This window comes from Streptomyces sp. cg40 (assembly GCF_050320165.1).
GTDB lineage: Bacteria > Actinomycetota > Actinomycetes > Streptomycetales > Streptomycetaceae > Streptomyces > Streptomyces hokutonensis.
In genome coordinates this window covers 976311-1002830 of the sequence record NZ_CP190128.1, presented here as the reverse complement: position 1 = coordinate 1002830, position 26520 = coordinate 976311, and the positions used below count along the sequence as shown (strand labels likewise).

22 protein-coding genes and 1 pseudogene are annotated in these 26520 nt (G+C 70.4%); 14 read left to right on the top strand and 9 right to left on the bottom strand.

Annotated features, from left to right (window positions below; all coding sequences use genetic code 11):
• Positions 1–9: 9 nt before the first annotated feature.
• From ACQHII_RS04360 to ACQHII_RS04340, 5 genes are all read right to left on the bottom strand, one after another.
• The gene (locus ACQHII_RS04360; protein ID WP_427917943.1) at positions 10–1032 is read right to left on the bottom strand and encodes an oligopeptide/dipeptide ABC transporter ATP-binding protein; all 1023 of its coding nucleotides are present in this window, start codon (positions 1030–1032) and stop codon (positions 10–12) included.
• The gene (locus ACQHII_RS04355; protein ID WP_427917942.1) at positions 1025–3016 is read right to left on the bottom strand and encodes a dipeptide/oligopeptide/nickel ABC transporter permease/ATP-binding protein; all 1992 of its coding nucleotides are present in this window, start codon (positions 3014–3016) and stop codon (positions 1025–1027) included. Before ACQHII_RS04355 ends, ACQHII_RS04360 begins: the two co-directional genes overlap by 8 nt.
• On the bottom strand, positions 3013–3951 hold the full coding sequence (locus ACQHII_RS04350) for an ABC transporter permease (RefSeq protein WP_427917941.1): 939 nt from the start codon (positions 3949–3951) through the stop codon (positions 3013–3015). Before ACQHII_RS04350 ends, ACQHII_RS04355 begins: the two co-directional genes overlap by 4 nt.
• Positions 3952–4017: 66 nt before the next feature.
• Positions 4018–5631 (bottom strand): ABC transporter substrate-binding protein, encoded by a 1614-nt coding sequence (locus ACQHII_RS04345; RefSeq protein WP_427917940.1) that lies wholly within the window; start codon positions 5629–5631, stop codon positions 4018–4020.
• A 563-nt stretch (positions 5632–6194) separates the two neighbouring features.
• Positions 6195–6977 carry an IclR family transcriptional regulator gene (locus ACQHII_RS04340; RefSeq protein WP_427917939.1) on the bottom strand — a complete coding sequence of 261 codons (783 nt, stop codon included), beginning with the start codon at positions 6975–6977 and terminating at the stop codon, positions 6195–6197.
• Between the two features lie 180 nt (positions 6978–7157).
• Here ACQHII_RS04340 and ACQHII_RS04335 point away from each other — a divergent pair, with 180 nt between their 5' ends.
• The 6 genes from ACQHII_RS04335 to ACQHII_RS04310 all read left to right on the top strand — a co-directional run bounded on the left by ACQHII_RS04335 (position 7158) and on the right by ACQHII_RS04310 (position 14022).
• On the top strand, positions 7158–8024 hold the full coding sequence (locus ACQHII_RS04335) for an alpha/beta hydrolase (protein ID WP_427917938.1): 867 nt from the start codon (positions 7158–7160) through the stop codon (positions 8022–8024).
• Positions 8025–8349: 325 nt separating this feature from the next.
• Positions 8350–8940 carry a carboxymuconolactone decarboxylase family protein gene (locus ACQHII_RS04330; RefSeq protein ID WP_427917937.1) on the top strand — a complete coding sequence of 197 codons (591 nt, stop codon included), beginning with the start codon at positions 8350–8352 and terminating at the stop codon, positions 8938–8940.
• A complete protein-coding gene (locus ACQHII_RS04325; RefSeq protein ID WP_427917936.1) occupies positions 8940–9872 on the top strand; it encodes an aldo/keto reductase in 933 nt (310 codons plus the stop codon). Before ACQHII_RS04330 ends, ACQHII_RS04325 begins: the two co-directional genes overlap by 1 nt.
• A complete protein-coding gene (locus tag ACQHII_RS04320; RefSeq protein WP_427917935.1) occupies positions 9869–11347 on the top strand; it encodes an MDR family MFS transporter in 1479 nt (492 codons plus the stop codon). Before ACQHII_RS04325 ends, ACQHII_RS04320 begins: the two co-directional genes overlap by 4 nt.
• Before the next feature lie 51 nt (positions 11348–11398).
• The gene (locus tag ACQHII_RS04315) at positions 11399–12340 is read left to right on the top strand and encodes a sugar kinase (RefSeq protein WP_427917934.1); all 942 of its coding nucleotides are present in this window, start codon (positions 11399–11401) and stop codon (positions 12338–12340) included.
• A gap of 101 nt (positions 12341–12441) precedes the next feature.
• Positions 12442–14022, top strand: a complete 1581-nt coding sequence (locus ACQHII_RS04310) for a subtype B tannase (RefSeq protein ID WP_427917933.1) — start codon at positions 12442–12444, stop codon at positions 14020–14022.
• Here ACQHII_RS04310 and ACQHII_RS04305 read toward each other — a convergent pair.
• Both ACQHII_RS04305 and ACQHII_RS04300 read right to left on the bottom strand, forming a co-directional pair.
• The gene (locus ACQHII_RS04305) at positions 14019–15167 is read right to left on the bottom strand and encodes a serine hydrolase domain-containing protein (RefSeq protein ID WP_427917932.1); all 1149 of its coding nucleotides are present in this window, start codon (positions 15165–15167) and stop codon (positions 14019–14021) included. The genes ACQHII_RS04310 and ACQHII_RS04305 overlap by 4 nt on opposite strands.
• Positions 15168–15415: 248 nt before the next feature.
• Positions 15416–15892, bottom strand: a complete 477-nt coding sequence (locus tag ACQHII_RS04300; protein ID WP_427917931.1) for a hypothetical protein — start codon at positions 15890–15892, stop codon at positions 15416–15418.
• A 282-nt stretch (positions 15893–16174) separates the two neighbouring features.
• Here ACQHII_RS04300 and glnT point away from each other — a divergent pair, with 282 nt between their 5' ends.
• From glnT to ACQHII_RS04260, 8 genes and pseudogenes are all read left to right on the top strand, one after another.
• Positions 16175–17491: a type III glutamate--ammonia ligase gene (gene glnT / locus ACQHII_RS04295; RefSeq protein WP_427917930.1), complete on the top strand. Its 1317-nt coding sequence runs from the start codon at positions 16175–16177 to the stop codon at positions 17489–17491.
• 38 nt (positions 17492–17529) lie between these two features.
• A complete protein-coding gene (locus tag ACQHII_RS04290; protein ID WP_427917929.1) occupies positions 17530–18405 on the top strand; it encodes a class II glutamine amidotransferase in 876 nt (291 codons plus the stop codon).
• On the top strand, positions 18393–19067 hold the full coding sequence (locus ACQHII_RS04285) for a glutamate synthase (RefSeq protein WP_427917928.1): 675 nt from the start codon (positions 18393–18395) through the stop codon (positions 19065–19067). The genes ACQHII_RS04290 and ACQHII_RS04285 overlap by 13 nt, the downstream gene beginning before the upstream one ends.
• 16 nt (positions 19068–19083) lie before the next feature.
• Positions 19084–20403 carry an FMN-binding glutamate synthase family protein gene (locus tag ACQHII_RS04280; RefSeq protein WP_427917927.1) on the top strand — a complete coding sequence of 440 codons (1320 nt, stop codon included), beginning with the start codon at positions 19084–19086 and terminating at the stop codon, positions 20401–20403.
• Positions 20400–21485 carry an FAD-dependent oxidoreductase gene (locus ACQHII_RS04275; protein WP_427917926.1) on the top strand — a complete coding sequence of 362 codons (1086 nt, stop codon included), beginning with the start codon at positions 20400–20402 and terminating at the stop codon, positions 21483–21485. The genes ACQHII_RS04280 and ACQHII_RS04275 overlap by 4 nt, the downstream gene beginning before the upstream one ends.
• A gap of 9 nt (positions 21486–21494) precedes the next feature.
• Positions 21495–22118 (top strand): helix-turn-helix domain-containing protein, encoded by a 624-nt coding sequence (locus ACQHII_RS04270; protein WP_427917925.1) that lies wholly within the window; start codon positions 21495–21497, stop codon positions 22116–22118.
• Positions 22119–22220: 102 nt separating this feature from the next.
• Positions 22221–23516 carry an ammonium transporter gene (locus ACQHII_RS04265; RefSeq protein ID WP_427917924.1) on the top strand — a complete coding sequence of 432 codons (1296 nt, stop codon included), beginning with the start codon at positions 22221–22223 and terminating at the stop codon, positions 23514–23516.
• A gap of 186 nt (positions 23517–23702) precedes the next feature.
• A pseudogene (locus tag ACQHII_RS04260) lies at positions 23703–23993 on the top strand (IS701 family transposase); the annotation flags it as partial.
• Positions 23994–25036: 1043 nt separating this feature from the next.
• On the opposite strand, the gene ACQHII_RS04255 reads toward ACQHII_RS04260, so the two are convergent.
• Both ACQHII_RS04255 and ACQHII_RS04250 read right to left on the bottom strand, forming a co-directional pair.
• Positions 25037–25282 carry a hypothetical protein gene (locus ACQHII_RS04255; RefSeq protein WP_427917923.1) on the bottom strand — a complete coding sequence of 82 codons (246 nt, stop codon included), beginning with the start codon at positions 25280–25282 and terminating at the stop codon, positions 25037–25039.
• Positions 25283–25738: 456 nt separating this feature from the next.
• Positions 25739–26437 carry a hypothetical protein gene (locus ACQHII_RS04250; protein ID WP_427917922.1) on the bottom strand — a complete coding sequence of 233 codons (699 nt, stop codon included), beginning with the start codon at positions 26435–26437 and terminating at the stop codon, positions 25739–25741.
• Positions 26438–26520 lie beyond the last annotated feature (83 nt).

Here is a 26520-nt window from a genome sequence, read left to right as displayed (position 1 = left end):
GGGGCGAGGTCAGGCGGCTCCGGCCGTCGTCTGACCGGGCTGGGCCGCCGTGCCTGCCGCGATCTCGTCCCGGCGATGGCACGCGACGGCGACCCCGTCGCGCGCCACGAGTTCGGGCTGGACGGACCAGCAGATCTCCTGCGCGAACGGGCAGCGGGGAGCGAAGGCGCAGCCCTCGCTGACGCGGCCCGTGGCGGGGGTGGCCGCCGCGGCGAGGCGCCGCTCGGCCTGGCGGCGCCGCTGGGCGACGGGGTCGGGGACCGGTGCCGCGGCCAGCAGGGCCCGGGTATAGGGGTGGGCGGGACTGCCGGCGACCTGCGCGGCCGGGCCGCGCTCGACCACCCGGCCGGCGTACAGGACGACGATGGTGTCGCTGAGGTAGCGCACCACCGACAGGTCGTGCGAGATGAAAAGGTAGCTCAGCCCACGGGCGCGCTTGAGGCGGGCCAGCAGGTTCAGGACCTGGGCCTGGACCGAGAGGTCGAGGGCGCTGACCGCCTCGTCGCACACGATGAAGTCGGGCTCCATGACCAACGCCCGGGCGATGGCGATGCGTTGACGCTGTCCGCCGGAGAAGGCCGCCGGGTAGCGGTGGGCCGCGCCGGGCGGCAGTCCGACGTCGTCGAGGGCGCGCAGCACGCGCTCACGGATCTCGTCGGCGGGCAGGCCCAGGTTGTAGCGGAGGGCCTCGGCGAGGGTGTCGCCCACCGTGTGCGCGGGATTCATGGAGCCGTACGGGTCCTGGAAGATCACCTGCATACGGCGGGCCAGCAGGCGGCGGTCGGCGCGGCTGCTGTGTGTGATGTCGGTGCCGTCGAAGTCGATGATGCCGCCGGACGCCGGGACGAGTCCCAGGACCGTCGACCCGATGGTCGACTTGCCCGAGCCCGACTCGCCGACCAGGCCGACGGTTTCGCCGCGTCCCACGGTCAGGTCCACGCCGCGTACGGCGTTGACGTCGCCGCCGCGCAGACGGGATCGGCGGTAGGTGACATCAAGGCCCCGTACCTGAAGGAGAGTTGCGTCAGTCATGGGCTCCTCCTCCGATCAGTTCGAGCGGGAGGATGCACCGCGTCGACCGTTCCAGCTCGACCAGATGAGAGATCACGACGGGCTTCTCCTTGCAGGCGTCGGTCACCCGCGGACAGCGGTTCTGGAAGTGGCAGCCGACGGGCCACTGGGTCGGGGGCGGCACCGCGCCCTCCACAGCGGGCAGCGGCTCGCCCGGCAGGGCGTGGTGCGGGTCGGACCCCAGCAGCCCGGCCGTGTAGGGATGGGTGGGCGTGGTCACGAGCGCGGTGACCTCGGCCTCCTCGACGACCTCGCCGGCGTACATCACCACGGCCCGGTCGCACAGGTCGGCCAGGACTCCCCAGTCGTGCGTGATGAGGACGACCGCTGTGCCGCCGCTCTGCAACTCCCTCAGCAGGTCGAGGATTTCGGCTTGTACGGTCACGTCCAGGGCGGTTGTCGGTTCGTCGGCGATCACCAGCGCGGGGTTTCCGGCCAACGCGGCGGCGATACCGACGCGTTGGGCCATGCCCCCGGACAACTGGTGGGGGTAGCTCTTCGCCACCCGGGCCGGGTCGGGCAGCCGTACCTTCTCGAAGAGTTCGAGCGCGCGCTTCCGGGCCTCCTTGCGGGTGCAGCCGGTGTGCAGGCGTACGACCTCGGCGACCTGGGCGCCGGCGGTGAAGGAGGGGTCGAGGCTGGAGATGGGGTCCTGGGAGATCCAGCCGATACGGCGTCCGCGCATCCTGCGCAGCGTGGCCGCGTCCGCCCGGGCGAGGTCGGTGCCCTCGAAGAGGATGGTGCCGGAGGTGATCTCGCCGCCCGCGGGCAGCATGCCCAGCAGCGAGGTGGCGGTGACGGTCTTGCCGCAGCCCGTCTCGCCGACGATGCCCAGCACCTCACCGGCGTGCAGGTCGAACGCCACGTCCCGGACGACTTCTGTGGGCGCGCCCTCGATGCGCAGGGACACCGTCAGTCCGCGTACGGACAGCAGGGCGTCGGCGTCGGGCTCCTCGATCACGCGCGGTACGTCGGAGGTCGCGACCCGCGTCGGTTCGGGCGAGGCTCCCCGGGGGCGGCCCATCCGGCGGGACGGCGGCTTGTCGGCCGGAGGAGCGTAACGCTCGGCGAAGGTGTCGCGCAGGCCGTCGCTGAGCAGGCCGAGCGCCACGATGAAGGAGACGATCATGAAGCCGGAGGGGATGAGCAGCCAGGGGTCGGTGCCGATGTTCTTCGACGCCTCGGCGATCATGCTGCCCCAGCTGGCGTCGGTGGTGCCCAGACCGAGGAAGCCGAGCCCAGTCTCCAGGAGGACGGCGTAGGCGCCGAACACGGAGGCCTGGACGAGGACGGCGCCGGTGACCCGGGGCAGGACGTGCCGGCGGATGATGACCCCGTCGCCGATCCCGCCCGCGACGGCCGCCCGGACGTAGAGCTCCCCCTTCACACCGAGGGTGGCCGAGCGGACCACTCGGGCGAGAAGCGGCGCCCCGAGGAGACCGTTGGCGGCCATCGCGGCACTCTCGTTGTTGGTGAAGACCGAGAGGACCACCAGCAGGACGATGATGACGGGAACGGCGGAGATCAGGTCGGCGCTCTTGAGGACGAGCCGGTCGAACCAGCCGCCCCGGTAGCCCGCGACCATGCCGGCCGGGACACCGAGCGTCAGATAGACGGCCAGGGTGATCACCACACCGAGGAGGGTGATCTGCCCACCGTGGATCAGCCGGCTGAGCACGTCCCGGCCGAGCTCGCCGGTGCCCAACCAGTGGGCGCCGCTGGGGCCTTGGAGGGCGTGGGTGAGGTCCTGCTGGTCGGGGTCGTACGGAGCGAGCGGGCCGGCGAACACGGTGACCAGGACGACGAGGAGGAGGTAGCCGGCGGAGACGGCGGCGGTCGGTTTGCGCAGCAGGCGGGTCGTGAACCCGCGTTGCGCGGAGCCTCGCCGCGGACCTTCCCGTCCGCTTTCGGGTGCCGTCTGTCGTGCGATCACCGGGGTCTTCATGTCCGCACCTTCGGGTCGAGCATCGAATACACCACTTCGATCAGGAGGTTGATCAGCATCACGGTCACCGTGAAGACGAGGGCGACGCCCTGGACCATCGGGATGTCCTGCGTCTGCGCGGCGGTGACCGCCAGGCCGCCGAGACCGGGCATGACGAACAGGGTCTCGGCGAGGACCGTGCCGCCGAAGAGCGTCACCACGACGACGCCGAGGACGGTGACGATGGGCGCGGCGGCGTTGCGCAGCACATGCCGGAAGATCACCGACCGTTCGGGCACACCGCGCGCCCGCAGTACGCGGACGTACTCGCGGTCCAGTTGGGTGAGGACGCCGTCGCGGGTCTGCTTGGCCACGGGAGCGGTGGCCGGTACGCCCAGCGTCAGTACGGGCAGCACCAGCGATTCGAACCACTGCACCGGAGACTCGGTGAACGGGACGTAGCCCGTGGCGGGGAAGAGCGGCAGCTGCACGGCGAACGCGGTCATCAGCACCAGGCCGAACCAGAAGTTCGGCACGGCGAGCCCGACCAGTGAGATGCCGTCCACGGCCCGCCCGAGCCGGCCGCCCTTCAGCGCGCTCAGCACACCGAGCACCACGCCCGCCACGGCGGCCACCAGGATGGCGCCGCCGATCAGCGAGAGCGTGACGCCGAGGCGGGAGGTGAGCTGGTCGCTCACCGGTACCCCGGAGGTGATGGAGTCACCGAGGTTGCCGTGCAGGGCGGCGGTCAGCCAGTCCCAGTAGCGGACCGGCAGCGAGTGGTCGAGCCCGAGCTGCTGGTCGAGTGCCTTCACCTGGGCGGGACTCGCGTTGGCGCCGAGGATGGTGCGGCCGGGGTCGCCCGGCACCAGGCTGGTCAGGACGAAGGTCAGGACGCTGACGCCGAACACCACCGGGATCGCGCCGAGCAGCCAGCGGAAGAGGATCCTGTGCATCTCACCTCACTCCTTTCTTGGGCCGGGCGGCCCCCGTCGTCAGGTACAGGGGGCCGCCCGGAGTCTCTACTTGGTGGCGTAGAAGGCCAGCGGGCTGGCGAAGGGCGCGCCCGCGCTGACCTTCACGCCGCCGATGCCGGGCCGGACGTAGTAGTTGACGGGCGTGAAGGCGACCGGTGCGAACCAGGCGTTCTTCACCAGGTACTCCTGCATCTGCTGGTCGAGACCGGCCCGCTCGGCCGGGGCGGCTGCGGCTGCCTGGTCGAAGAGCTTGGTGAGCTCGGGGGAGCTGCTGCCGAAGCCGTTGAAGACCTTCGAGCCCGGCATGAAGAGGTCCAGGCCCTCCAGGTACATCGGCTCCTCGGTGAAGCCGCCCGAGACGGCCGGGTACTTCTTGTTCGTCTGGTTCTCGACGAACGAGGTGATGCTGGTGACGGCGGTGACCTTCACCTTGATGCCCACCTTGGACAGCTGACCGGCGATGGCCTGGGCCATGGTGTCGAAGCCGACGAACGTGGCCGCGAGGACGGGCAGGGTGAAGCCGTCGGGATAGCCGGCCGCCTTCAGCAGCTCCTTGGCCTTCGCCGGGTTGTACGTGTAGTAGTCCGCGAGGTCGGCGGAGTAACCGTCGCCGCCCTTGATGACGGTCTGCACGGTCGGCGTGCCGGCGTCGCCGAGCAGCGCCTTCGTCACCGCGTCCCGGTCGATCGCGTAGTTGATCGCCTGCCGGACGCGGACGTCGCCGAGCGGCTTGGACACCTCGCCGGCGCGGTCGATGAGGCTCAGTCCCTGGAGGATCACCGGCAGTCCGACGGTGGACATGCCCGCGGACTTGGCCGAGGCGGCGGAGGTGTAGTCGCCCTTGTAGACGTCGATCTGGCCCGTCTTCATGGCGTTGACCGCGGTCTGGCCGTTCTGCACGATCTTCATGACGATCTTCTTGTAGTGCTGCTTGCTCTTGTCGTAGTACGACGGGTTGGCGGTGTAGGTGTAGTGGTCGCCGGCCACGCTCTGCGAGGGCTGGTAGATGTAGGGCCCGGCACCCTGGCTCGTGTCGGTCGGCGTCAGCTTCGACGCGCTGGCCAGTCCCTTGGGGCTGATGATCTGCCCGATGCCGTACGACTGGGTCAGCAGGGTCGGCAGGATCGGGTTGGCCTTGGCGAGCTTGATGGTCAGCGTCAGCGGGCCCGTGGCGGTGATGGTGGCGTCGGTCAGGTAGTGGGCCTGGTTGCCCTGCGCCTTCTTCGCGTACTCCAGGGACGCCTTCACCGCGTCGGCGGTCACGGCCGTGCCGTCGGCGAACTTCACGCCGGAGCGGAGCGTCACGGACAGTTCCGTGTTGCCGGTGCCGACGTACTTCCAGGACTTCGCGAGCGCGGGCTGCACGGTGCCGTCGGGGGAGAGGTAGAACAGCGACTCGTACGACAGCATCGTGAAGTCGACGAACCCGAGGTCGAGACTGCCCGGGTTCATGGTGGGCGGCGCCTGCTGTTCGGCCACGGTCAGCGTGTCGCCGGCGACCGCCTTTCCGGTGCTCTTCGCACCGGCGGTCGCGCCCGTGCCGCCGCCGCAGGCGGTCAGGGTGAGGGCGAGCCCGGCGGACAGGGCCACGAGGCCACCGCGGGCGGCCCGGCGTGCTCTGGGGCCGGGCAGATGGGAAGCGGAGTCGAGGGAGTGCATGTCTTCTCCTTGCGCCACGGGAGATCCGCCACGGCGGCGGAGACCGGAAGGGCGGGCAGCTGAAGTGATGGGGAACATCTGCACGCGCCGGGCGTGGGCGACGAGGGTCGCGAGGCCCGGGTGGCGCCCAAGAGCGGGTTCCACCTGCGCATGTTCACGGAAAAGTGCGAGCCGGCCGGAGGAGGGCCGGGAGGTGAGGAGGGTCGGGTGCGTCGCTGGGGACCGCCGTGCGGTGACGGCCGGAAACAGGCCGTGCGAGGCCGACGGTCTTCAGAGATGAGCGGCGACGAACCGGAGGTGCTCCCGCTGCTCGCGAGGATCGGGCTCAGATGCTGTGGTGGTGCCGGCTCACCGGGGGCTGGCCGGTGAACAGGGGCGCGGGCGTCTTCCGGCCGCAGTGCGGACGAGACGTGATCGGCCCAGTGGTGTAACCCTGCTGAAACGATGCCCTGCTGTCCAGTGCTCGTACGCGGTGAATCTGCGACGGACACACAAGATAAGCGTGCGAATCGTCACGTTGTGCCCTGGCTGGATCTCGTTGTACGGGTGCGCCGTCCTGAGGCTCAGCCCAGTAGACCGTGCAGCGCTCCCGCCGTCGTCCGTACGACGTCGACCCAGCTCAGGAGGGTCTCGCGGGTCTCCAGGAAGGTGATCGTCGAGACGTTGACGGCGCCGATCGTCGAGCCCTTCGCGTCGCGGACCGGAACGGCCAGGCAGCGCACGCCGAGTTCGTTCTCCTCGTCGTCCAGTGCGAATCCCTGTTCGCGCACCTTGGCGAGTTCCGCCCGCAGTTCGGCGGGATCGGTGAGGGAGTTCTCCGTGCGGGGCGGCAGACCCAACCGGCTTGTCAGGGCGGTGAGTTCGTCCTCGTCGAGGTCGGCGAGGACGCACTTGCCGATCGCGGTGGTGTGGAGCGGCAGCTGCATGCCCACCCGGGAGGAGTCCTGTACCGGATTCGGGCCCGACACCTTGACCAGCAGGGTGATCGCGTCGCCGGTGCGCACACCGATCTGCACCGTGTGACCGATTCTCCGGCCGAGCACCTCCAGCTCGGCGCGCATGACCTGGTCCTCCTCGCAGCCCTGGGTGATCCGGGCGGCGAGCGCGCGGACCCGGGGCCCGGGGCCGTAGCCGCCGGCGCCGTCGGAGGCCAGGAAACCGGTGGCCACGAGGTTCTGCATGATGCGGTGGGCGCTGGCCTTCGGTACCCCCGCGGTCGCGGCCACATCGCCCAGCCGGTGCGGATATCCGGGCGCCGACGCCGCTTCCAGCAGGTTGAGGGCCTTGTCGGTGGCGTTGCCCGCGAGGGACGTACGGCCCCCGCGACCGCCGCTCTGAGAGTCCACTGAAGTTTCGATCCCGGCCATTGACAGGCTCCCGTCGCAGCGTTTCACTGATGAGCGTTCCACAACAGAATACATCGTTCTACGTAATGGAACGTCCGGGTGGTGGGTCGGAGGGCTGCCGCACCTGCCTCGGAGGATCCCGGATCTGCACCACAACTTATCCCCGAGAGGACAGACCCCGTGGCCGAGAAGGTTCACAAGGTACGCACGACGCCCGAGCAGATGGCAGAGATCGAACAGCAGTGGATCGACGAGGTCCGTGAGGACCAGGAGCTCACCACCTTCGGCCTCTACCCCCAGCCCTCGCGCGGCAGCGCGGACGCCCAGGGCAGTTACCAGCTCTACCTCCCGCCCCAGTACGAGACCGAACCGGAACGCCGGTTCCCCGTCATCTACTGGCTGCACGGCGGGTTCGGCAACGCCCGCCAGGGTTCCGAAATGGTTGCGCGGATCGACAAGGCGATCCGGAACGAGGTGATGCCCCCGGCGATCGTCGTCGTCCCGCAGATCCTGCCGATCGGCTGGTACGTCGACTCCAAGGACGGGGCCCGCCCGCTCGCCCAGATCACCGCCTTCGACCTGGTCCAGCACATGGACGACACGTACCGCACGATTCCCGAGGCCCGGGCCCGTACCGTCGAGGGCTTCTCGATGGGCGGTTTCGGAGCCCTGCACCTCGGCCTGAAGTACCCGAAGATCTTCGGGAAGGTGTCGTCGATCGCCGGGGCGATCCTGCGCGACCTCAAGGACGAACCCGAGGACCGGGTCAACAACACCTACTTCGGTGACCAGGAGTACTACGACCTCTGCCACCCCTGGAGCCTGGTCCTCGCCAACGCCCCCGAACTGCGCCGCACCAGCCAGGTCCGCCTGCTGTCCGGCCGGCTCGACACCAGGCTGGCGCCCACCATCCGTGACCTGGACACCCGCTTCACGGACCTCGAAGTCCCGCACGACTTCTTCGAGTTCCCGGACGCCGACCACGAGTACGCGGAGATCATGGACGGCTACGGCGACAAGTACTACGCCTGGTGGCGCACCGCCTGACCCGTCGCGCCCAGGCTTTCCACCTGTGGGTTGAGCACCTCGTCCGGGGCGTTCCCCGCACCCGAGTCGCCACACGCCCCCGTTCCCGCCCGGTCGGCCGACCATCCATCCCCTTCTCGGCCTGCCGGTGCCGGGCGCCCGTGCCCGGGGCACCTCCCCTTTCCCCCCGCCGCTGACCACGCGACCGCGTGCCCTTGACGCGCGGCCTCGTGGTCACGGACGGCGCTGCCCCGGGCGCGGGCCTCTCCGGCGGACCCCACCGTCGTATCCCGTGCGAGCGGACATCGACTCGGCGACCCCACATCTCCCGAAAGGCAGCGCGACCATGCGCCTGACCCCCATCACCGGCCTGACCCCCGAACAGACCGAACTCCTCGAAACCATCGTCGGCCCCGGAGCCGAGGAACCGCCCCCGCCCTTCCTCGTCTGGGCCCGCAACATGGAACTCGCCCACTGGGTCGAGAACCTCGGCCGCTACTGCCGCAACGAGTCCCGGTTCCCGCAGCGTCTGCGTGAGCTGAGCGTGCTGATCTGCGGCCGTCACTTCGACAGCCAGGCCGCCTGGAACGCCCACATCCAGCAGGCGATCGAGGAAGGCGTCCCGGCCGAGTGCCTGGAACGCCTGGCACGCGGCGAGGACCCACAGTTCAAGGCCGAGGACGAGCGAGTCTTCCACGCCTTCGCGCACGAGATGCTCTACGACCACTTCGTCACGGACGAGACCTACGCCGAGGCCATCGCGCTGTTCGGCGAGGAGGGCGTGCTGGACCTGATCGGCTGCATCGGCAGTTTCAGCATGTCCGCGATGATGCTCAACACCTTCCAGGTCCCGCTCCGGCCGCATTTGCCGCGGCCCTTCGCCGACATCGACGGATTCCGTCGGGTGGACGCCTCGAACGAGGACGGTGGGGCCTGATGCCGCATTCCCCCCTTCAGCTGCTCGACGGCCTCCTCGACGAGGAAGGCATGGAGACCGCCGCGCACAGATTCGTCCTGGGCGGCCCCTTCGGGGCGGAGCCCGCCGGGACGACCGCCGAGCGGCTCGGCCACTTCGCCGACGCCGGCGGGCTCCTCGTCGAGACCTCGCACAGTTACTCCGGTGGGAAGGCCGAGTCGGCGGTCGGCGACTGGCTGCGCAAGAACCCCGGGACCCTGGGGGTGGCCACCAAGGTCGGCCACGACACGACCGGCGGGGACATCCCCCTGGACCGGGACACCGTGTTCGAGCATGTGCGGTCCGCGCTGGCGAACCTCGGCGTCGACACCATCGACGTCCTCCTCTACCACTGCGACGACCCCGCCCGACCGGTCGCCGAACTCGCGGACACCCTCGTGAGTCTCGTGGCGGCCGGACACGTCCGCCGCGTCGGCGTCTCCAACTGGCGCGCGGAGCGACTGGCGCAGCTCGCCGTCGAACTCGGCGAGCGGGGCCAAACCCCCGTCGCCAGCTACCAGTTCAGCCTCGCCGAGCCCGACCCGGCGCTGCTGGAAGGCAGTCTGCACGCCGACGGCGCCGTACTCGACGTCGTGCGCGGACACCGGCTGCCCCTGATCGGCTGGTCCTCGCAGGCCCGCGGCCACTTCGCGCGCACCGGCCCCAAGGCGCACCACGGCAAACCCGACCCCTACGACACCGAGGCCAACCGCGCCCGACGCCTCCGCTGCCGCGAACTCGCCGTAGAACTCGGCTCGTTGCCCGAGACCGTGGCCCTGGCCTGGACCCTCCACCACCCCGGCGTGTGGCCGTCCATCGGCGCGCGGACGACCGCCCAGATCGACAACTCGCTCCAGGCGCGCCGCCTCACGCTGACCGAGGGGCAGGTCCGCTGGCTCAGGGACGGCAGTTGAGCCACGAGCGGCGGACCGGGCCGCGATTCGGGCATCTGGTCTCCGCGAAGGTCGCCGTCTGTGTCGTCTTCGTCGCCGCGAACTTCATGGCGATCATGGACACCACGATCGTCAATGTGGCACTTCCGGCCATGGGACGCGACTTCGCGGTGGACACGTCCGGCCTGAGCTCGGTCAACGTCGGCTACCTCGTGGCCCTCGCGGTCTTCATCCCGGTCTCCGGCTGGCTCGGCAACCGTTTCGGCACCCGGCGCACCGCGCTGACCGCCCTGCTGCTGTTCACGGTGGCCTCGGGCCTGTGCGCCACCGCTGGCTCGCTCGAAGCGCTCACCGGATACCGCGTCCTGCAAGGAGTCGGCGGCGGACTGCTCGCCCCGGTCGGGATGACGATGATGCTGCGGGCGTTCCCAGTGGCGGAGAGGCTGCGCGCGCAGCAGTACGTCATGCTGCCCACCGCCGTCGCCCCCGCCCTCGGACCCGTCCTGGGCGGCTGGCTCGTCGACACCGCCTCCTGGCACTGGGTGTTCCTCGTCAACCTGCCCGTCGGACTGCTCGCCCTGTGCTTCGGACTGGGCGTGCTGCCCGACTTCCCCGGCGAGGGCGCGCCCCGCTTCGACGTGCCGGGGTTCGTGCTCGCGGGCGGCGGACTCGCGGCGGTCCTGTACGCCCTCACCGGAGCCCCGGACCGGGGCTGGCGAAGCGGCGCCGTCCTCGTCCCGCTCGTGGGCGGCGCCGTGTTCCTCGCCGCACTGGTCCCATGGGAACTGCGCGCGAAGCACCCGATGATCGATCTGCGGGTCTTCAGGGACGAGTTGTTCCGCACCACCCAGCTGGTGCTGCTGCCCACCGGGGCCGCCTTCATGGGCGTGCTCTACCTCTACCCCCAGTTCCTGCAGACCGAGTTGGGCTACGACGCCCTCCACTCGGGCCTGGCCACGTTCCCGGAGGCGCTCGGCATGCTGACCGCCTCACAGATCGTGCCCCGCGTCCACGACCGGGTCGGCCCCCGCCGCCTGATGGTCCTCGGCGGTGCCGGCGCCGCGCTGGTCGTCGTCCTCCTGGCGATCCTCACGGTCACCCCGCGGCCCCTCGCCCTCTACCCGTCGACCTACCTCCTGGGCGCATCCGTCGGCCTGCTCTTCGCAAGCGCCCAGAACGCCGCCTTCGTCGCGATCTCCTCCTCCCGTACGGCCGACGCCACCACCCTCCTCAACATGCAGCGGCAGACCGCCGGAGCCTTCGGGGTGGCCCTGGCCGGGACACTGGCGGCATCCCTGACAGCACCGGCCGGCGCCGACGGCGCGTTCGCCTACCGCGTTGCCTTCTTCACGCTGGCCGCGCTGTGCCTGTGTGCGTCAGTCCTCGCCCTACGTGTCAGCGATCGACGAGTCCGGGAAGCGTATGGCGCGGCCGACTCGACGAGTCCGGCGCCCGGAGGGGCCGTCGTACAACTGAGACGGACCGCCGGCCCGTGAAGACTTCCGCTCCGTCCACCCCGCGCTTCGCGCCGATCCGAACCCGAGGCCATGACGCACACCGACATCGAACCCGCCCACATCCTCGCCATCGGCGAACCGATGCTGGAGTTCAACGCCGACGCGGACGGGGCGCTGGAGAGTGCCGAGTCCTTCACGGTCGGCTACGGCGGCGACACGTCCAACTTCCTTGTGGCCGCGGCTCGTTCGGGCGGACGTGCCGGTTACGTGACGCGGGTCGGTGACGACGCGTTCGGTACCTCGCTCCTGCGGTTGTGGGAGCGCGAGGGGATCGGCACGGAGCATGTGACGCGCGAGCCGGGCGGGCGTACGGGCGTCTACTTCATCGCCCGCGGTCCGGCCGGGCACGCTTTCACGTACTACCGGGCCGACTCGCCGGCCAGTTGGCTCACACCCGCCGACATCCCCGAACAGGCCGTCGCACAGGCGCGGTTGCTGCATGTCACCGGCATCACGCAGGCGATCAGCAGCACGGCCTGCGACGCGGCCTTCCACGCGATGGCGGTCGCCCGTGCCCACCACACGCTCATCACCTACGACCCCAACCACCGGCCGGCGTTGTGGTCGCGGGAGCGTGCGCGAGCGGTGATCCTGCGCAGCCTGGAGCTGTGCGACGTCGCCCTTCCCAATCTCGACGAGGGCCGGATGCTCACAGGTGAGGAGTCGCCGGAAGCCGTGCTGCGGGCGCTGTGCGCACGAGGCCCGAGCGTGGTCGTCCTCAAGCTGGGCGAGGAGGGGGTGCTGGTGGCCGAGGACGGAGAGGTGACCCGCGTTCCGCCGCATCAGGTGACCGCCGTGGACGCGTCCGGCGCAGGTGACACCTTCGACGGCGCGTTCGCCGCCGAACTGGTGCGGGGGGCCTCACCGGTGGAGGCGGCGCGGTACGCGGCGGTGGCCGCCGCTCTCACCACCAAGGGACATGGTGCGGTCCGGCCGATTCCGGACCGCACCGAGATACTGCGACACCTTTGAGCCAGGCGCGAATCGGTCGCGCAACCCCACATCCACAACCAATCAGCGGTCGGCCGCGCCGGAAAAGAGGGCGTCGCCCACCGGGAAGGGCCTCGTTCGCCATGAAGCGCAGGACTGTCATCTCGGGGATCGCCGCAGCGGCAGCGGTTCCGGCCTCCACCGCCCTCTCGGCCGCACCGGCGAACGCGGCCACACCGGCCGGCGCCGACTCGGCCACGACCACGGCATCCTCGGCGGGCGACAAGGTGTCAAAGGCGTCACTGGTGTTCGACAAGGACGACCACACGACTCTGACGACCACGATCACCACCGGCAGCGGCGACCACACGGTCACGTACCACTTCTACAAGGCCGTCACCTATGTGGCGAAGCCGGTCGACGCGGCATACCAGAGCATGAACATCAGCGTCCCCGTCGAGATCGACGGCACGGCGGTCGACGCCTCCCGCGCACCGATCATGCTGGCCAACATCATGGGCGGGTACTCCTCCTCCAGCACGAACCCCGCCACGGGCGTGGGCTACACCGGCCCGGTCATCGGCGGCCCGGGCGGAGGCGGCAACAACGCCGGTGAGGGTGCCACGGCGCGTCAGAACAACGCCCTGTACGCGCTGGCGAACGGCTGGGTCGTGGTGGAGCCGGGCGTCCGGGGCCGGGACAACGCGACGGCCGACGGCACGTACTTCGGCAAGGCCCCGGCCTGCATCGTGGACCTCAAGGCCGCGGTGCGCTACCTGCGCTTCAACAGCCACCGCATCCCGGGCAACACCGACTGGATCGTCTCCGGCGGCGGCAGCGCCGGCGCGGCGCTCTCCGCGCTGCTCGGCGCCTCCGGCGACAGCCCGCTGTACCACCCCTACTTGAGGGAGATCGGGGCGGCCGACGAGAGCGACGCCGTCTTCGCCACCGCCGCCTACTCGCCCATCACCGATCTCGACCACGCCGACATGGCGTACGAGTGGATGTTCGGCACGCTCCCGCTGGGCAGTGGCACCGCCCTCGCACAGCCCTACTCCACGCAGTTGAAGGACGCGTACGCCGGCTACCTCCGCACCCTGCGCCTGCGCGGCATCAAGGGGTACGGCACCCTCACCGCCGACAACTACGCCGACTACATGGTCGAGGTCTACCTCCAGCCCTCGGCCACCGCCCATCTCGCCTGCCTGTCGGACGCGGACCGTGCCACCTACCTCGCCGCCAACCCCTTCATCACCTGGAACGGCGGCAGGGCCACCTTCACCTGGGACGGCTTCCTGTCCCACATCGGCACCCGGTCGAAGAACGCCCCGTCCTTCGACGCCCTCGACGTCGGTGCCTTCGAGAACCAGGAGTTCGGCGACGCGACCACCAACGCCCGCCACTTCACGCTCTACAGCCTCCGCACCGCCACCGGTGACGACACCGCCCGACTCGACGCCGACCTGCCCGAGAAGATCAGGCTGATGAACCCGATGTTCTTCATCGGACAGCGCAACCCCGGCCGCTCCAGGCACTGGTGGCTGCGCACCGGCTCGCTCGACACCAACACCTCGCACAACATCGTCCTCAACCTCGCCGCCAGGCTCGACAGCCTGGGCGACGACGTCGACTCGTACCTGTACTGGGACGGCGGCCACGCCGTGAACGAGGACGCGGACGCCATGATCGCCTGGATCAACGGCCTCACCGGCCACCGCCTCTAGACCGCCGCCGCGCACCGCCAGAACTCCCGCATCAGCGGCGTCGGTGTCGGACTGGTCATCGCCACCTGGGTCAGCAGGACCGTGATAGTGCCCGTGGGCGGGACGACGTGGGCCGCGGTGCCGGTGCCGCCGACCCAGCCGTAGCGGCCGGGGACGTTCCACGGGTCGATCGGGGCCATGTCGACCTGGCCGCCGTAGCCCCAGCCCTGGCCCTCCAGGAACAGGGTCGCGGCCTCGCGCTGGGCGGCGGTGAGGTGGTTCGTCGTCATGCGGCTGACCGAGGTAGGGGAGAGGACCCGCGTGCCGTCCGGTGCCGTGCCGTCGTGCGCGAGCATCCGGCCGAAGGCGAGGAGGTCGTCCGCTGTCGAGACCAGGCCGCCGGCGCCCGAGGGGAAGGCCGGGGGGCGGCTGAAGCCGCCGTCAGGGGTGTCGGCCTGCCGGAGGGCGCCCTGCCCGTCCGGGGTGTAGGCAGTGGTGAAGCGGTCCCGCTTCGACTCCGGGACCGTGAACGCCGTGTCCGTCATGCCCAGCGGCCCGAAGAACCGCTCCGCCAGGAAGTCCGGGAAGGGCGAGCCCGAGGCGCGGGCGACCAGGACGCCCTGGAGGTCCGAGCAGGTGTTGTAGAGCCACGCGGTGCCCGGTTGGCGCACCATCGGGATCCGGGACAGGGCGCCGAGCCACTCGTCTGGGCCGGGCTGGAGGTAGGGGGCGCGGCCGTCCTGCTGGAACGCGAGCAGCGCCTGGACGGCCGGCGGCGAGAAATCGTCGGGGAAGCCCCAGCCGGCCCGGAAGCTCAGCAGGTCCTCGACCGTGACGGGACGGTCCGCCGGGACCACGTCCTCGACGGGGGAGGAGGGTGTGCGGACCACCGTCGGCTTCGCCAGTTCCGGCAGCCACTCCTCCACCGGGGCGTCCAGTGCCAGGCGTCCGTCCTCCACCAGCGCCAGGACCGCCGCCGCCGTGACCGGCTTGCTGACCGAGGCGATCCGGAAGATCGAGTCGCGGGCCATGGGCGCGGTGCCTTCGACGTCGGCGGAGCCGACGGCCACCACCTCGACGTCGTCGCCGCGGGCCACCAGGCCCACAGCTCCCGGCACGGTGCCGTCGTCGACGCGTCGCCGCAGGGTGTCGTGGAGAGAGCTCATCGGTCGGCCTTCCGGTCGGGGGAGTCGTGTCGAATACATCGGATACGACTCTCCCCGCCCCGCGAACTCATCGCTCCCCGGTCGGTCGGGAATCTCGCGAGCGGCGGGGCATCGCTCCGGGCGGAACCAGCCCGGGTCTGATCCCGGTGCGGGTCGGGCGTCGTCCGCCCGGAGCGACAGTCGGGTCCTGCGCGGGCGCGCGTGCGACCGCTCCCGGAAGTCGAACGGGTCACTCACTCACGGCGGACTCAGCTGAAGACGAAGGGCCCGGGCGACTGAGCGGCGCTCGACGTACAGGTGACGGAGATGCCGAAGATGACCATCTTCAGTGAGCCGTTGAAGAAGTCCAGGTGGTCGCCGACGGCCACGGTGCCGGGCAGCGGACCGACGGTGACCGCGCCGCCCGCCGGTATGGCCGGGTTCACGGTGCCGCTGAACACCCGGTTGGCGCCTGTGGAGTTGGTCATGGTGAGCGTGGAACTGATGGAGTTCGCCGACAGGGCGAGCGGTGTGGTGATGGCGGTGGAGTTGAGGGTGATGGTGGCCGAAGTGCTGCTGACCTGGGTCGCGGTCAGCGTGGCCGCGCCACCGCCGAAGATGCCGCAGGAGGCGGTGATGGTGGCGCTGGCCGGGGTGACGGCGGCGGACGCGGAGGGCGCGAGGGCCAGCGTCGTGGCGGCGACGACCGCGGCGGTGAGTGCCGCACCTGTGGTTAATCGCTTCATGGGGATCGTGTTCCCTTCCCGTTGATGGGAGTGCCATGTTGTGGGATGGCGACCCCGGGCCGGGTGGGTGCGGGCACACTGCGGGGGATCGAATCTGACGGTCCGTCGGAACGTACGACCCCCATTGATACGCGGGCGACACGGAACGACCTAGTTGAAATTCGGTCGACTGTGACCCCGCAGCTTACGGGGAGCTTGCACGGCGGAAATCCTTCCGTAACGCCAACCCTGTCTACTGATATGCAACATAGATTCATAGCAGTAGACATCCTGGAGGGATCCATGGCGACCGCCACCCCCGATCTCGCCGAACTGGTCCGCGCCGACGGCATCGAGTTCGTCCTGGCCGTCTTCGTCGACCTGACCGGCAAGCCGTGCGCCAAGCTGGTCCCGGCCCAGGCCGTGGAGGAGCTCCGGGACACGGGCGTCGGCTTCGCCGGATACGCGGCCGGCGCGCTCGGCCAGCAGCCCAGCGATCCCGACGTCGTCGCGCGTCCGGACGCCGGCTCGTACACCCCCCTCCCCTTCGTCAAACCCGGTCTCGCACTGGTCCACTGCGACCCGTACGTAGAGGGAAAGCCCTGGCCGTACGCCCCGCGCGTCATCCTTCGCCGGCTGATCGAGCGGGCCGCCGGGCAGGGGCTGTCCCTCTCCGTGGGCGCCGAGGTGGAGTACTTCCTCGTCAACCGGGACGAGCACGGTGTGCTCAGCGTGGCCGACAGCCGCGACACCGCGGCCCAACCCTGTTACGACGCCCGCGGGTTGACCCGGATGTACGACCACCTCACCGCCGTCTCCAAGGCCATGAACTCCCTCGGCTGGGGCAACTACGCCAACGACCACGAGGACGGCAACGGCCAGTTCGAGCAGAACTTCCTGCACGCCGACGCCCTCACCACCGCCGACCGGGTCATCACCATGCGATACCTGGTGTCGGTCCTGGCCGAACAGCGCGGCATGACCGCCACGTTCATGCCGAAGCCGTTCACCGACCGCACCGGCACCGGCATGCACCTGCACATGTCGCTCTGGCGGGGCGAGGACCCCGCGTTCCCCGACGCCACCGACGGGCGGGGCCTCGGCCTCTCCCCGCTCGCCTACTCCTTCGTCGCCGGGATCGTCGAGCACGCCCGCGCCCTCCAGGCCGTCATCGCGCCGACGGTCAACTCCTACAAGCGCACCGGCGCGGTCTCCACCCGCTCGGGTGCCACCTGGTCACCGCGCACGGCGGGCTACGGCGGCAACGACCGCACCCACTTCGTGCGCGTCCCCGACGGCAACCGCATCGAACTGCGCGGCGGGGACGGCGCCGCCAACCCCTACCTCGCCGCTGCCGCCGCCCTGGCCGCCGGTCTCGACGGCATCGAGCGCGGCCTCGACCCCGGTGAGCCGGGCGCGGTCGGCAAGGGCCCCGAACTCCCGCCGACCCTCCTGCACGCCGTCGAGGCCCTCCAGGCGGACGACGTGGTCAGCGGTGCCCTGGACGCGGCCGGAACCGGGGTGAGCCGGTACTTCGCCGACCTCAAGCGCGAGGAGTTCTTCGACTGGCACGCCACGGTCGGCCCCTGGGAGCTCGACCGCTATCTGACCGCCTTCTGACCACCTTCCGTTTTCGCCCCCTCCAGAAGGGACTTGAGATGTGCGGAATCGTGGGGCTCCATCTGCGTGAGCCCGCACTCGAACCGCGGCTCGGCGAGCTGCTGACCGCGATGCTGGGCCAGGTCGTCGAACGCGGACCCGACTCGGCCGGTGTCGCGGTCTACGGCGACCCGCGCCTGTCCCCGCCGGGACGTGCGGTCGTCTCGCTGCTGGGCGTGACGCCGGCCGACGCGGAGACCGCGCTGCCGGGCACGACGGCCGTCGCGGCCGATGTCACCACGGTCGTCCACGCGGACCTCTCCGTCGCCGCCCTGCTCGCGGCCGTCGCGGACGCGCTGCCGGATGCCGTCGTCATCGGCTCCGGCACCGACATGGCCGTACTCAAGGGCACCGGAAATCCAGTGGAGTTGGCCGACTCCTTCGGGCTCGCGAACGTCACCGGCTGGCAGGGCGTCGGCCACACCCGGATGGCCACCGAGTCGGCCGTCACCCCCGAAGGCGCGCACCCCTTCTCCGTCGGACCCGGTCAATGCCTGGTCCACAACGGGTCGTTCGCCAACCACGCCACCATCCGACGCGAACTCCGCGCCCGGGGCGTGGAGTTCGACAGCGAGAACGACTCCGAGGTCGGCGCCCGCTTCATCGCGCACCAACTCTCCGAAGGCGCCGACCCGGAGAAGGCGCTGCGACTGCTGTGCGAGCGCTTCGACGGCTTCTACACCCTGCTGGTGTCCACGAGCGACTCCTTCGCCATCGTCCGGGACGCCATCGCCTGCAAGCCCGCCCTCGTCGCCGAGACCGACGCCTGGGTGGCGATGGCCTCCGAGTACCGCGCCCTGGACGTCCTGCCCGGCGTCGAGAACGCCCGCATCTTCGAACCCGAACCGGAAGAGGTGTACGTATGGCGACGCTGATCGACCTGGCCGAGACCCCGGTGAGGGAGCTCAACCAGGCCCTGCACACACCCTCGGCCGCGACCTGGCGGATTCTCAACCCGCGGGGCGCGCACGCCGTGGCCTGCGGCATCCGTGAAGACCTCGCCGTGGAGGTCGAGGGCCACGTCGGCTACTACTGCGCGGGCATGAACCAGCACGCCACCGTCACCGTCCACGGCAACGCGGGCACCGGCGTCGCCGAGAACATGATGTCCGGCACCGTGCGCGTGCGCGGCAACGCCTCCCAGTCCGCCGGAGCCACCGCACACGGCGGCCTCCTGGTGATCGACGGCGACGCCGCCGCGCGGTGCGGGATCTCCATGAAGGGCGTGAACATCGTCGTGGGCGGAAACGTCGGCCACATGAGCGCGTTCATGGGACAGGCCGGGCGACTGGTGGTCTGCGGCGACGCGGGCGACGCCCTGGGGGACTCCCTCTACGAGGCGCGGATCTACGTCCGCGGCACGGTCAAGTCACTGGGCGCGGACTGCGTGGAGAAGGAGATGCGGCCCGAACACCTCGCCGAGCTGGCCGAGTTGCTCAAGGCGGCCGAGCGGGACGAGGACCCGGCCGACTTCCGCCGCTACGGATCGGCCCGCGAGCTCTACCACTTCAACGTCGACAACACGGCAGCGTACTGAGGGAGTTCGAAGAACCATGGAACCCGCATCCCACGGCCTGCGCGAGTCCGCGACCTTCGACCGCGCCACCATCCACGCCATCCAGCGCGCCGCCGAGACCGGCATCTACGACATCCGCGGCTGGGGCGCCAAGCGCCGACTGCCCCACTTCGACGACCTGTTGCTGCTCGGCGCCTCCATGTCCCGCTATCCGCTGGAGGGTTACCGCGAACGCTGCGACACGGACGTCGTCCTCGGCACCCGGCACGCCAAGAACCCCCTGCGGCTGGCCACCCCCGTCACGATCGCCGGCATGAGCTTCGGTGCGCTGTCCGCCCAGGCCAAGGAGGCCCTCGGCCGCGGTGCCAGCGAGGTCGGCACCTCCACGACCACCGGCGACGGCGGCATGACGCCCGAGGAGCGCGGCCACTCCAAGCACCTCGTCTACCAGTACCTGCCGTCCCGCTACGGCATGAACCCCGACGACCTTCGTGCCGCCGACGCCATCGAGGTGGTCCTCGGCCAAGGCGCCAAGCCGGGCGGCGGAGGCATGCTCCTCGGTCAGAAGATCACCGAACGCGTCGCCGGCATGCGGACGTTGCCGGTCGGCATCGACCAGCGCAGCGCCTGCCGCCACCCCGACTGGACCGGCCCCGACGACCTCGCCATCAAGATCCTCGAACTGCGCGAGATCACCGACTGGGAGAAGCCGATCTACGTCAAGGTCGGCGCCACGCGCACCTACTACGACGTGAAGCTCGCCGTCCACGCGGGCGCCGACGTCGTGGTCGTCGACGGTATGCAGGGCGGCACGGCCGCGACCCAGGACGTCTTCATCGAGCACGTCGGCATCCCCACCCTCGCCGCTCTGCCCCAAGCCGTGCGGGCGCTACAGGAGTTGGGCGTCCACCGCGAGGTCCAGCTCATCGTGTCCGGCGGCATCCGGGGCGGCGCCGACATGGCCAAGGCCCTCGCCCTGGGCGCGGACGCGGTCGCCATCGGCACGGCAGCCCTGATCGCCCTGGGCGACAACCACCCGAAGTACGACGACGAGTACCGCCGACTCGGCTCCGCGGCAGGCTACTTCGACGACTACCAGGACGGTCGAGACCCGGCAGGCATCTCCACCCAGGACGAGGAACTCGCCGCCCGCCTCGACCCCGTCGAGGCCGGTCACCGACTCGCGAACTACCTCCGCGTGATGACCCTGGAGGCCCAGACCCTCGCCCGCGCCTGCGGCAAGGCCCACCTCCACCACCTGGAGCCCGAGGACCTGGTCGCCCTCACCATCGAGTCCGCCGCCATGGCCCGCGTCCCCCTCGCCGGCACCGACTGGATCCCCGGAGCCGTACGGTGATCGCCGTCGTCGGCGCCGGGCTCATGGGCGCCGCCACCGCGTGGCAGCTCGCCCGGCGGGGCCACGAGGTCACGCTCGTCGAGGCGCACGACATCGGCCACAGGCACGGCAGCTCGCACGGCAGTTCACGCATCTTCCGGCGCGCGTACGCCGATCCCCTCTACGTCGGCCTGACGGGGAAGGCCTACGAGGAGTGGCGCGAGCTGGAACACGACAGCTCGACTCCCTTGCTGCGGACCACCGGTGGCCTCGACCTGGGTGAGGGGCGGGACCCGGAGGGCCTGGCCGGCACCCTGGGCGCGGCCGGGGTGCCGTACGAACTCCTCGGCCCGGAAGCCGCCTCGGAGCGCTGGCCGCAGATCCGGTTCACGGGTCCGGCGCTGTATCACCCGGACGCGGGTGTCATCGACGCCGACGAAACCGTCGCGGTCTGTGTGAGGCGGGCGATCGATCATGGAGCGGACCTGTGGATCGGGGTACGCGTCACGGGCGTCGAGGTACGGGAGAAGGTGATTCTGCGCGTGGACGACGGGCGTGAGCTGATCGCCGACACGGTGGTGGTCGCGGCCGGGGCGTGGCTGCCCGAGCTCCAACTGCCCGTCGTGCTCCCGCCGTTGAGGGTCACCCAGCAGCAGGTCTTCCACTTCCGGCAGCGGGAGCCGTCCGACGCCTGGCCGGTCCTGGTCTCCAAGGACGAGTCGATGCAGGTCTTCGGACTGCCGTCCGGCGCCGACGGCGGTCCGCTGCCCGCCGTCAAGGTCGCCGAACACGACCGTGGCACCCCGACCACGGCCACCGCACGCAGCGGTGCCGTCGACCCCGCCTCGCGCGTCCGCGTCGGCGACTTCGTCCACGACCGGCTCCCGGGACTCGACCCCGTACCCGTCGCCGAGACGACCTGTCTCTACACGACCACCCCGGACGAGGACTTCGTCCTGGACCGTCACGGCAGCCTCGTCATCGTCTCCCCGTGCTCCGGGCACGGCGCGAAATTCGCGCCGCTCATCGGCGCGATGGCGGCCGACCTGGCCACCGGCCGGGCCGAGCCCCACCCCCGCTTCCGCCTGGAACGCACGGCATAGGATGCGCCGGTGACCGAGCACGACGAACACCCCGAACCCGCGGCGGACTCCGACGACCAGGCCCTGGAGCGCGTCATCGCGGTCCGGGCCCGCGAGTACCGGCAGGCGGCCGGGCTGTCGGTCGGCGAGATGGCGCAGCGGGTCGGCATCTCCAAGGCGATGCTGTCGAAGATCGAGAACGCCCAGACCGCGTGCAGTCTCACCACGCTCTCCCGGCTCGCGCGCGGTCTCGACGTCCCCGTCACCGCCCTGTTCCGCGGCCTGGACGACGAACGCGAGGCCGTCTTCGTCCCCGCCGGACACGGCGCCCGCATCGTCCGGCGGGGCACCCGCGTCGGCCACGACTACGCCCAGCTCGGCTCACTCAGGGGCGCCCACAAGCGCATGGACGCCCTGCTGGTCACCCTCACCGAGTCCAGCGAGGTCTTCCCCCTCTTCCAGCACGCCGGCACCGAGATCATCTACATGCTGGAAGGCGTGATGGTCTACGGCCACGGGAAGTCCAGCTACACCCTGCGCCCCGGCGACGCCCTCCAGTTCGACGGCGAGGGTCCCCACGGTCCGGAGCGGCTGGTCGAGTTGCCGATCCGCTTCCTGACGGTGACGGCCTTCGGCGGCGGCGCCCCGCACTGAAACCCGGCCTTAATCAGCCACACAGGTGTCCTGTAACGCACCCAAGGTCTACTGCGGTGAAACGTTGTTTCCTCCCGCTGGGCCTCTCTGTGGAGCGTGCGCATGGACACCGGAAGTACCGCTTGGATGCTCGCGAGCACGGCACTCGTCTGTCTGATGGTGCCGGGCCTCGCGCTCTTCTACGGCGGCATGGTCGCCGCCAAGAGCGTCCTGAACATGATCATGATGACCTTCGGCTCCGTCGCCCTGGTCGGCTGCATCTGGGTCGTCTACGGCTTCTCGGCCTCGTTCGGCGACTCGATCGGCGGGGCCGGAATACTCGGTGACGTCACCGAGTACTTCGGCATGAGCGGCGTGATGACGGACGACCCGAAGGCCGTCATCCCGCTCTCTGTCTTCGCCGCCTTCCAGGCCCTCTTCGCGGCCCTCACCGCCGCCCTGATCTGCGGTGCCATCTCGGACCGCATCAAGTTCGGCGCCTGGATGGCCTTCACCGGCATCTGGGTGACGGTGGTCTATCTGCCGGTCGCCCACTGGGTGTTCGCCTTCGACGGCAAGGGCGTCACCGGCGGCTGGATCGTCAACAAGCTCGGCGCGATCGACTTCGCCGGTGGTACGGCGGTCCACATCAACTCCGGTGCGGCGGCCCTCGCCGTGATCCTGGTCCTCGGCAAGCGCATCGGCTGGAAGAAGGAGGGCGGCGCCGAACGCCCCCACAACCTCCCCCTCGTGATGCTCGGCGCCGGCCTGCTCTGGTTCGGCTGGTTCGGCTTCAACGGCGGCTCCGCGCTGACGTCGAGCAACACGGCCTCCGTCGTCGTACTGAACACCTTCACCGCCACCTGCTCGGCGATGCTCGGCTGGCTCCTCGTCGAGAAGCTCCGCGACGGCCACTCCACCAGCCTCGGCGCCGCGTCCGGCGCGATCGCGGGCCTGGTCGCCATCACCCCGTCCTGCGGCGCGGTCTCCCCGCTCGGCGCGCTCGCCCTCGGCGCGATCGGCGGCGCGGTCTGCGCCCTCGCCGTCGGCCTGAAGTACAAGCTCGGCTACGACGACTCCCTCGACGTCGTCGGCATCCACCTCGTCGGCGGCATCACCGGCACCCTGCTGGTCGGCGTCCTCGGCACCGCGGACGCCCCGAACGGCGTCGACGGACTCCTCTACGGCGGCGGCCTCTCCCTTCTCGGCAAGCAGGCGGTCGGCGCCTTCGCCGTACTGGCGTACTCCTTCTGCCTGACCTGGGTCATCGCCAAGGCCCTCGACAAGACCATGGGCCTGCGCGTGCGCCCCGAGGTCGAACAGGAAGGCGTCGACGTCCACCTGCACGCCGAGAGCGCCTACGACCTCGCCCACCCGCAGACGCTGGAGCCGACGCCCGCCCCGGCCGCCGCCGGTTAGGGAACCGACCGGTCGTCGCTGTGCCGCGTCATCGTCGAGAGGGCGAGGGATTTCCACCGCCCTCTCGATCAGTACTCCCCTGCGACGGGGGAGGCGTCAAGGGGCTGTTTCCACCGGTGCCGTCATGCGGTGGCCGCACGGAGAGCGACTCCCACCATGGCAATCGGCGAGAACGGGAGGGCGGGGTTCTCCTTCCAGTCCGGAAAGGCCTTGACCGCGCTGGGCGAGCACCAGCTCCGCCGTTATGCGTCCTGGTCCCGCTGGGTCACCTTCGTCATGCTCGCGTATGCCTTCCTTGTCGTCGTCCGCGCGGACGAGCATGCCCGCCGACTCGCGCCGGACGGCCTCATACCGCTGACCTGCAACGAGATCCAGCGTTTGTTCATCACGCTCGTCGTCCGGCCCGCTCCCGATGTCGCCCATCGGCTCGGCTGGTCCGACTGGCGTCGCCGTCACCAGGCCCGATCCCGGGCGGCCACTACCGGGGCCGGGCCGTTCAGGCATGAAGGTCACGATCCGCGGCAGGGACGGGCGGAGATGCGGCGGGGTTGGCAGTCATGGCCGCCGTTCCTAGGCTCGGCAGTCATGACGGTTCTGATCACTGTGTGGGGCGCGTCTCCCGGGGTGGGCAAGTCGACGCTGTGTGCTGGTCTGTCCCGATGGCTGGCCGATGCGGGACTGCGAGTGGACCACTTCCGAGAGGAAGAGATCCTGACCAGGCCTCAGTTCGCCGCGGTGGCCGAGGCGTTCCGGACGACCGGCGCCGTCGACCCGGGGACGTTGCTCGCGGCAACCGCCGAGTTCGTTGATGCGGTTCTGGCGAGCGGCGATGACGTGGTGATCGCGGACGCCCTGGTGCCGTTCGTGCCAACGCTGCTGGCCATGGGTCACGGGGAAGAGCGGATCGATGCGTTCATGGCCGACCTCACGGAGCTGCTCGCACCGGTCTGCCCGGTCATGGTCTTTCTCGATGGGAATGCCGAGGCCGCCTTGTCCCGGGCCGCGCGGAGGGGAGGTCAGCAGTGGCTGGACTGGTACGTCGGAAAACTCGCCCGATACGAGGTAAGCCCTCCAGTGGCGGACGTCGCGTCGGCGGTGAAGTACCTGCTGCGCGAGCGTGCGGTGACACTTGGCGCAGTCCGCCGGGAGGACTGGCGCCTCGTTGTGATCGAGCGAGCCGATGAGCTGTCCCAGGGTGAGGTACTGAGGGCCGCGCAGCGGAGCCTGGGACCGTGGCTGAGCGGCACCGTTACACACGAATAGGACGGTCCTGCCACGACGGCAACGATCTACGGCTGGAGTACTGGTAAGAACATCCCCGCGGATGCGGGAGTGAACCGTGGCAGCCCGGGCCGACCCCTTCGTCCAAGTTGGGGTTCCCGCCGACGCATGGGTCAGGCTGCGAATGCCCGTCGGATCAGGGGCCCTGGATCAGCTCGCGCTTCGGACGGAAGACCACTGAGGCGAGGCAGGGACTGTTCGCCCTGCCGGGGCCCTACCCTCGTCCCGGACATCGGGCGTCAGCTCCCGCGTCGCCGTGTGAGCAGGTCCTGGTACGACTTGGACTGGAGTTGCAGGGGTGGAGCCATGTCGTCGAAGGACGTGCCGAAGGCTTGCTGCGACCGTTCCAGTTCCATCAGCACCTGGCCCGCTGCGTCGTCGCCGGCGAGGCCGGGCGCCAGGGCCGCGCAGGTCCGGACGCCTGCATGCGGGTCAGCCAGCCAGGGGTGCGTGTCGCCGCCGAGGTGGCCGATGGCGATCACCATCGTCGCCAGGTCGTGGGCGGCGACGGCGAGTTCGGCGTCGCCGCTGCCGTACTGCGCCCGGCCGAGGACGGCGGTCGGCGGTGCTCCTGGCGAGGGCGTACCGGTCGCCGTGCGCGGCGTCCACCGTGTCGTTGGCCTGGTCGCCGGCGCTGAGCAGGGCGCCCTTCCGCAGAGTGGCGAGCGGTCCGGTGCCGGACCGGCCGTCGAGCGGGTCGTAGGTGAAGACGGCGGACCGCGGGGAAGCGGCCTCGGGCGACGGCGTCTCCGACAAGCGTGGCGGTTCCGTGCCGTCTCTCCGGTCGCGCCGGTCTTCCCGCCGCCGGCACGCCATGTCCTGTGCCCCCTTCGTGGTTCCTCACGAGGCAACAAGCGCACGCTGAACGCAGGTTCGCAGGGCCGTACGACCTCGACAGGGCCGGTCGGCCCGTGTCGGGCTGCCGCCCCGTCGTTCGCGCGTCAGCGCGCGTCCGACTCGCCGCGCAGCAGGACCGACTCGGCTCCGCGGAGGAAGATCTCGATGCTCAGGTCGAGTTGGTTCCTGTCGTAGGTGTCGACACCGCGTTCGACGATCCTGGCGAGGTGCTCGAATGCCTGGGGGTCGCGTCCTGAGACGGTTTCGCGAGTCAGCCGGGGACGGAGGCGCTCGCCGCTGTGGGCCACGTAGAGGGCGTCGCGGGCGTAGGCCCAGCAGAGGTTGGTCAGCAGGGCGAGACAGCGCACCGTGCCCTCGTCGTCGAAGCCCGCTTCCGTCATCCGTTTCGCGATGGCCTCGGCCGGCTCGACGAACTGGGCGTAGAGCGAGTCGTCCGGCATGAGGTGTTCGGCGAGGGCGTCGGCGGCGATCAGGCGGTCGGTGAAGGCGGTCGCGTAGATACGGCATGCCTCCTGCCACGAGGCGTCCGCGGGGATCTCGACGCCGGGTGAGCCCTTCGCGAAGGTGTCGAGCGCCAGGAGCTTCAGCAGTGATTCGCGGTCGCTGACATGGTGGTTGACCGCCTTGCGGTCGACCCCGAGCTTGTCCGCTACGGCCTGCATGGTCAGCGTGCCCGAGTCCAGGGAGCGGGCCGCCTCGATGATGCGCTCCAGGTCGATGCCCGCCCGCCGTCCGCGTCCCCTCCGGCCACCGGTCGCCGGTGTCCGCTCTGTGACGTTCATGGCTTCTGCCTCTCGTGCCTCATGGGGGTTGACGCGGCGCACCCCCGAGCATAGCTTGCTGGCAGCTTCAATTCCCGGGCGGG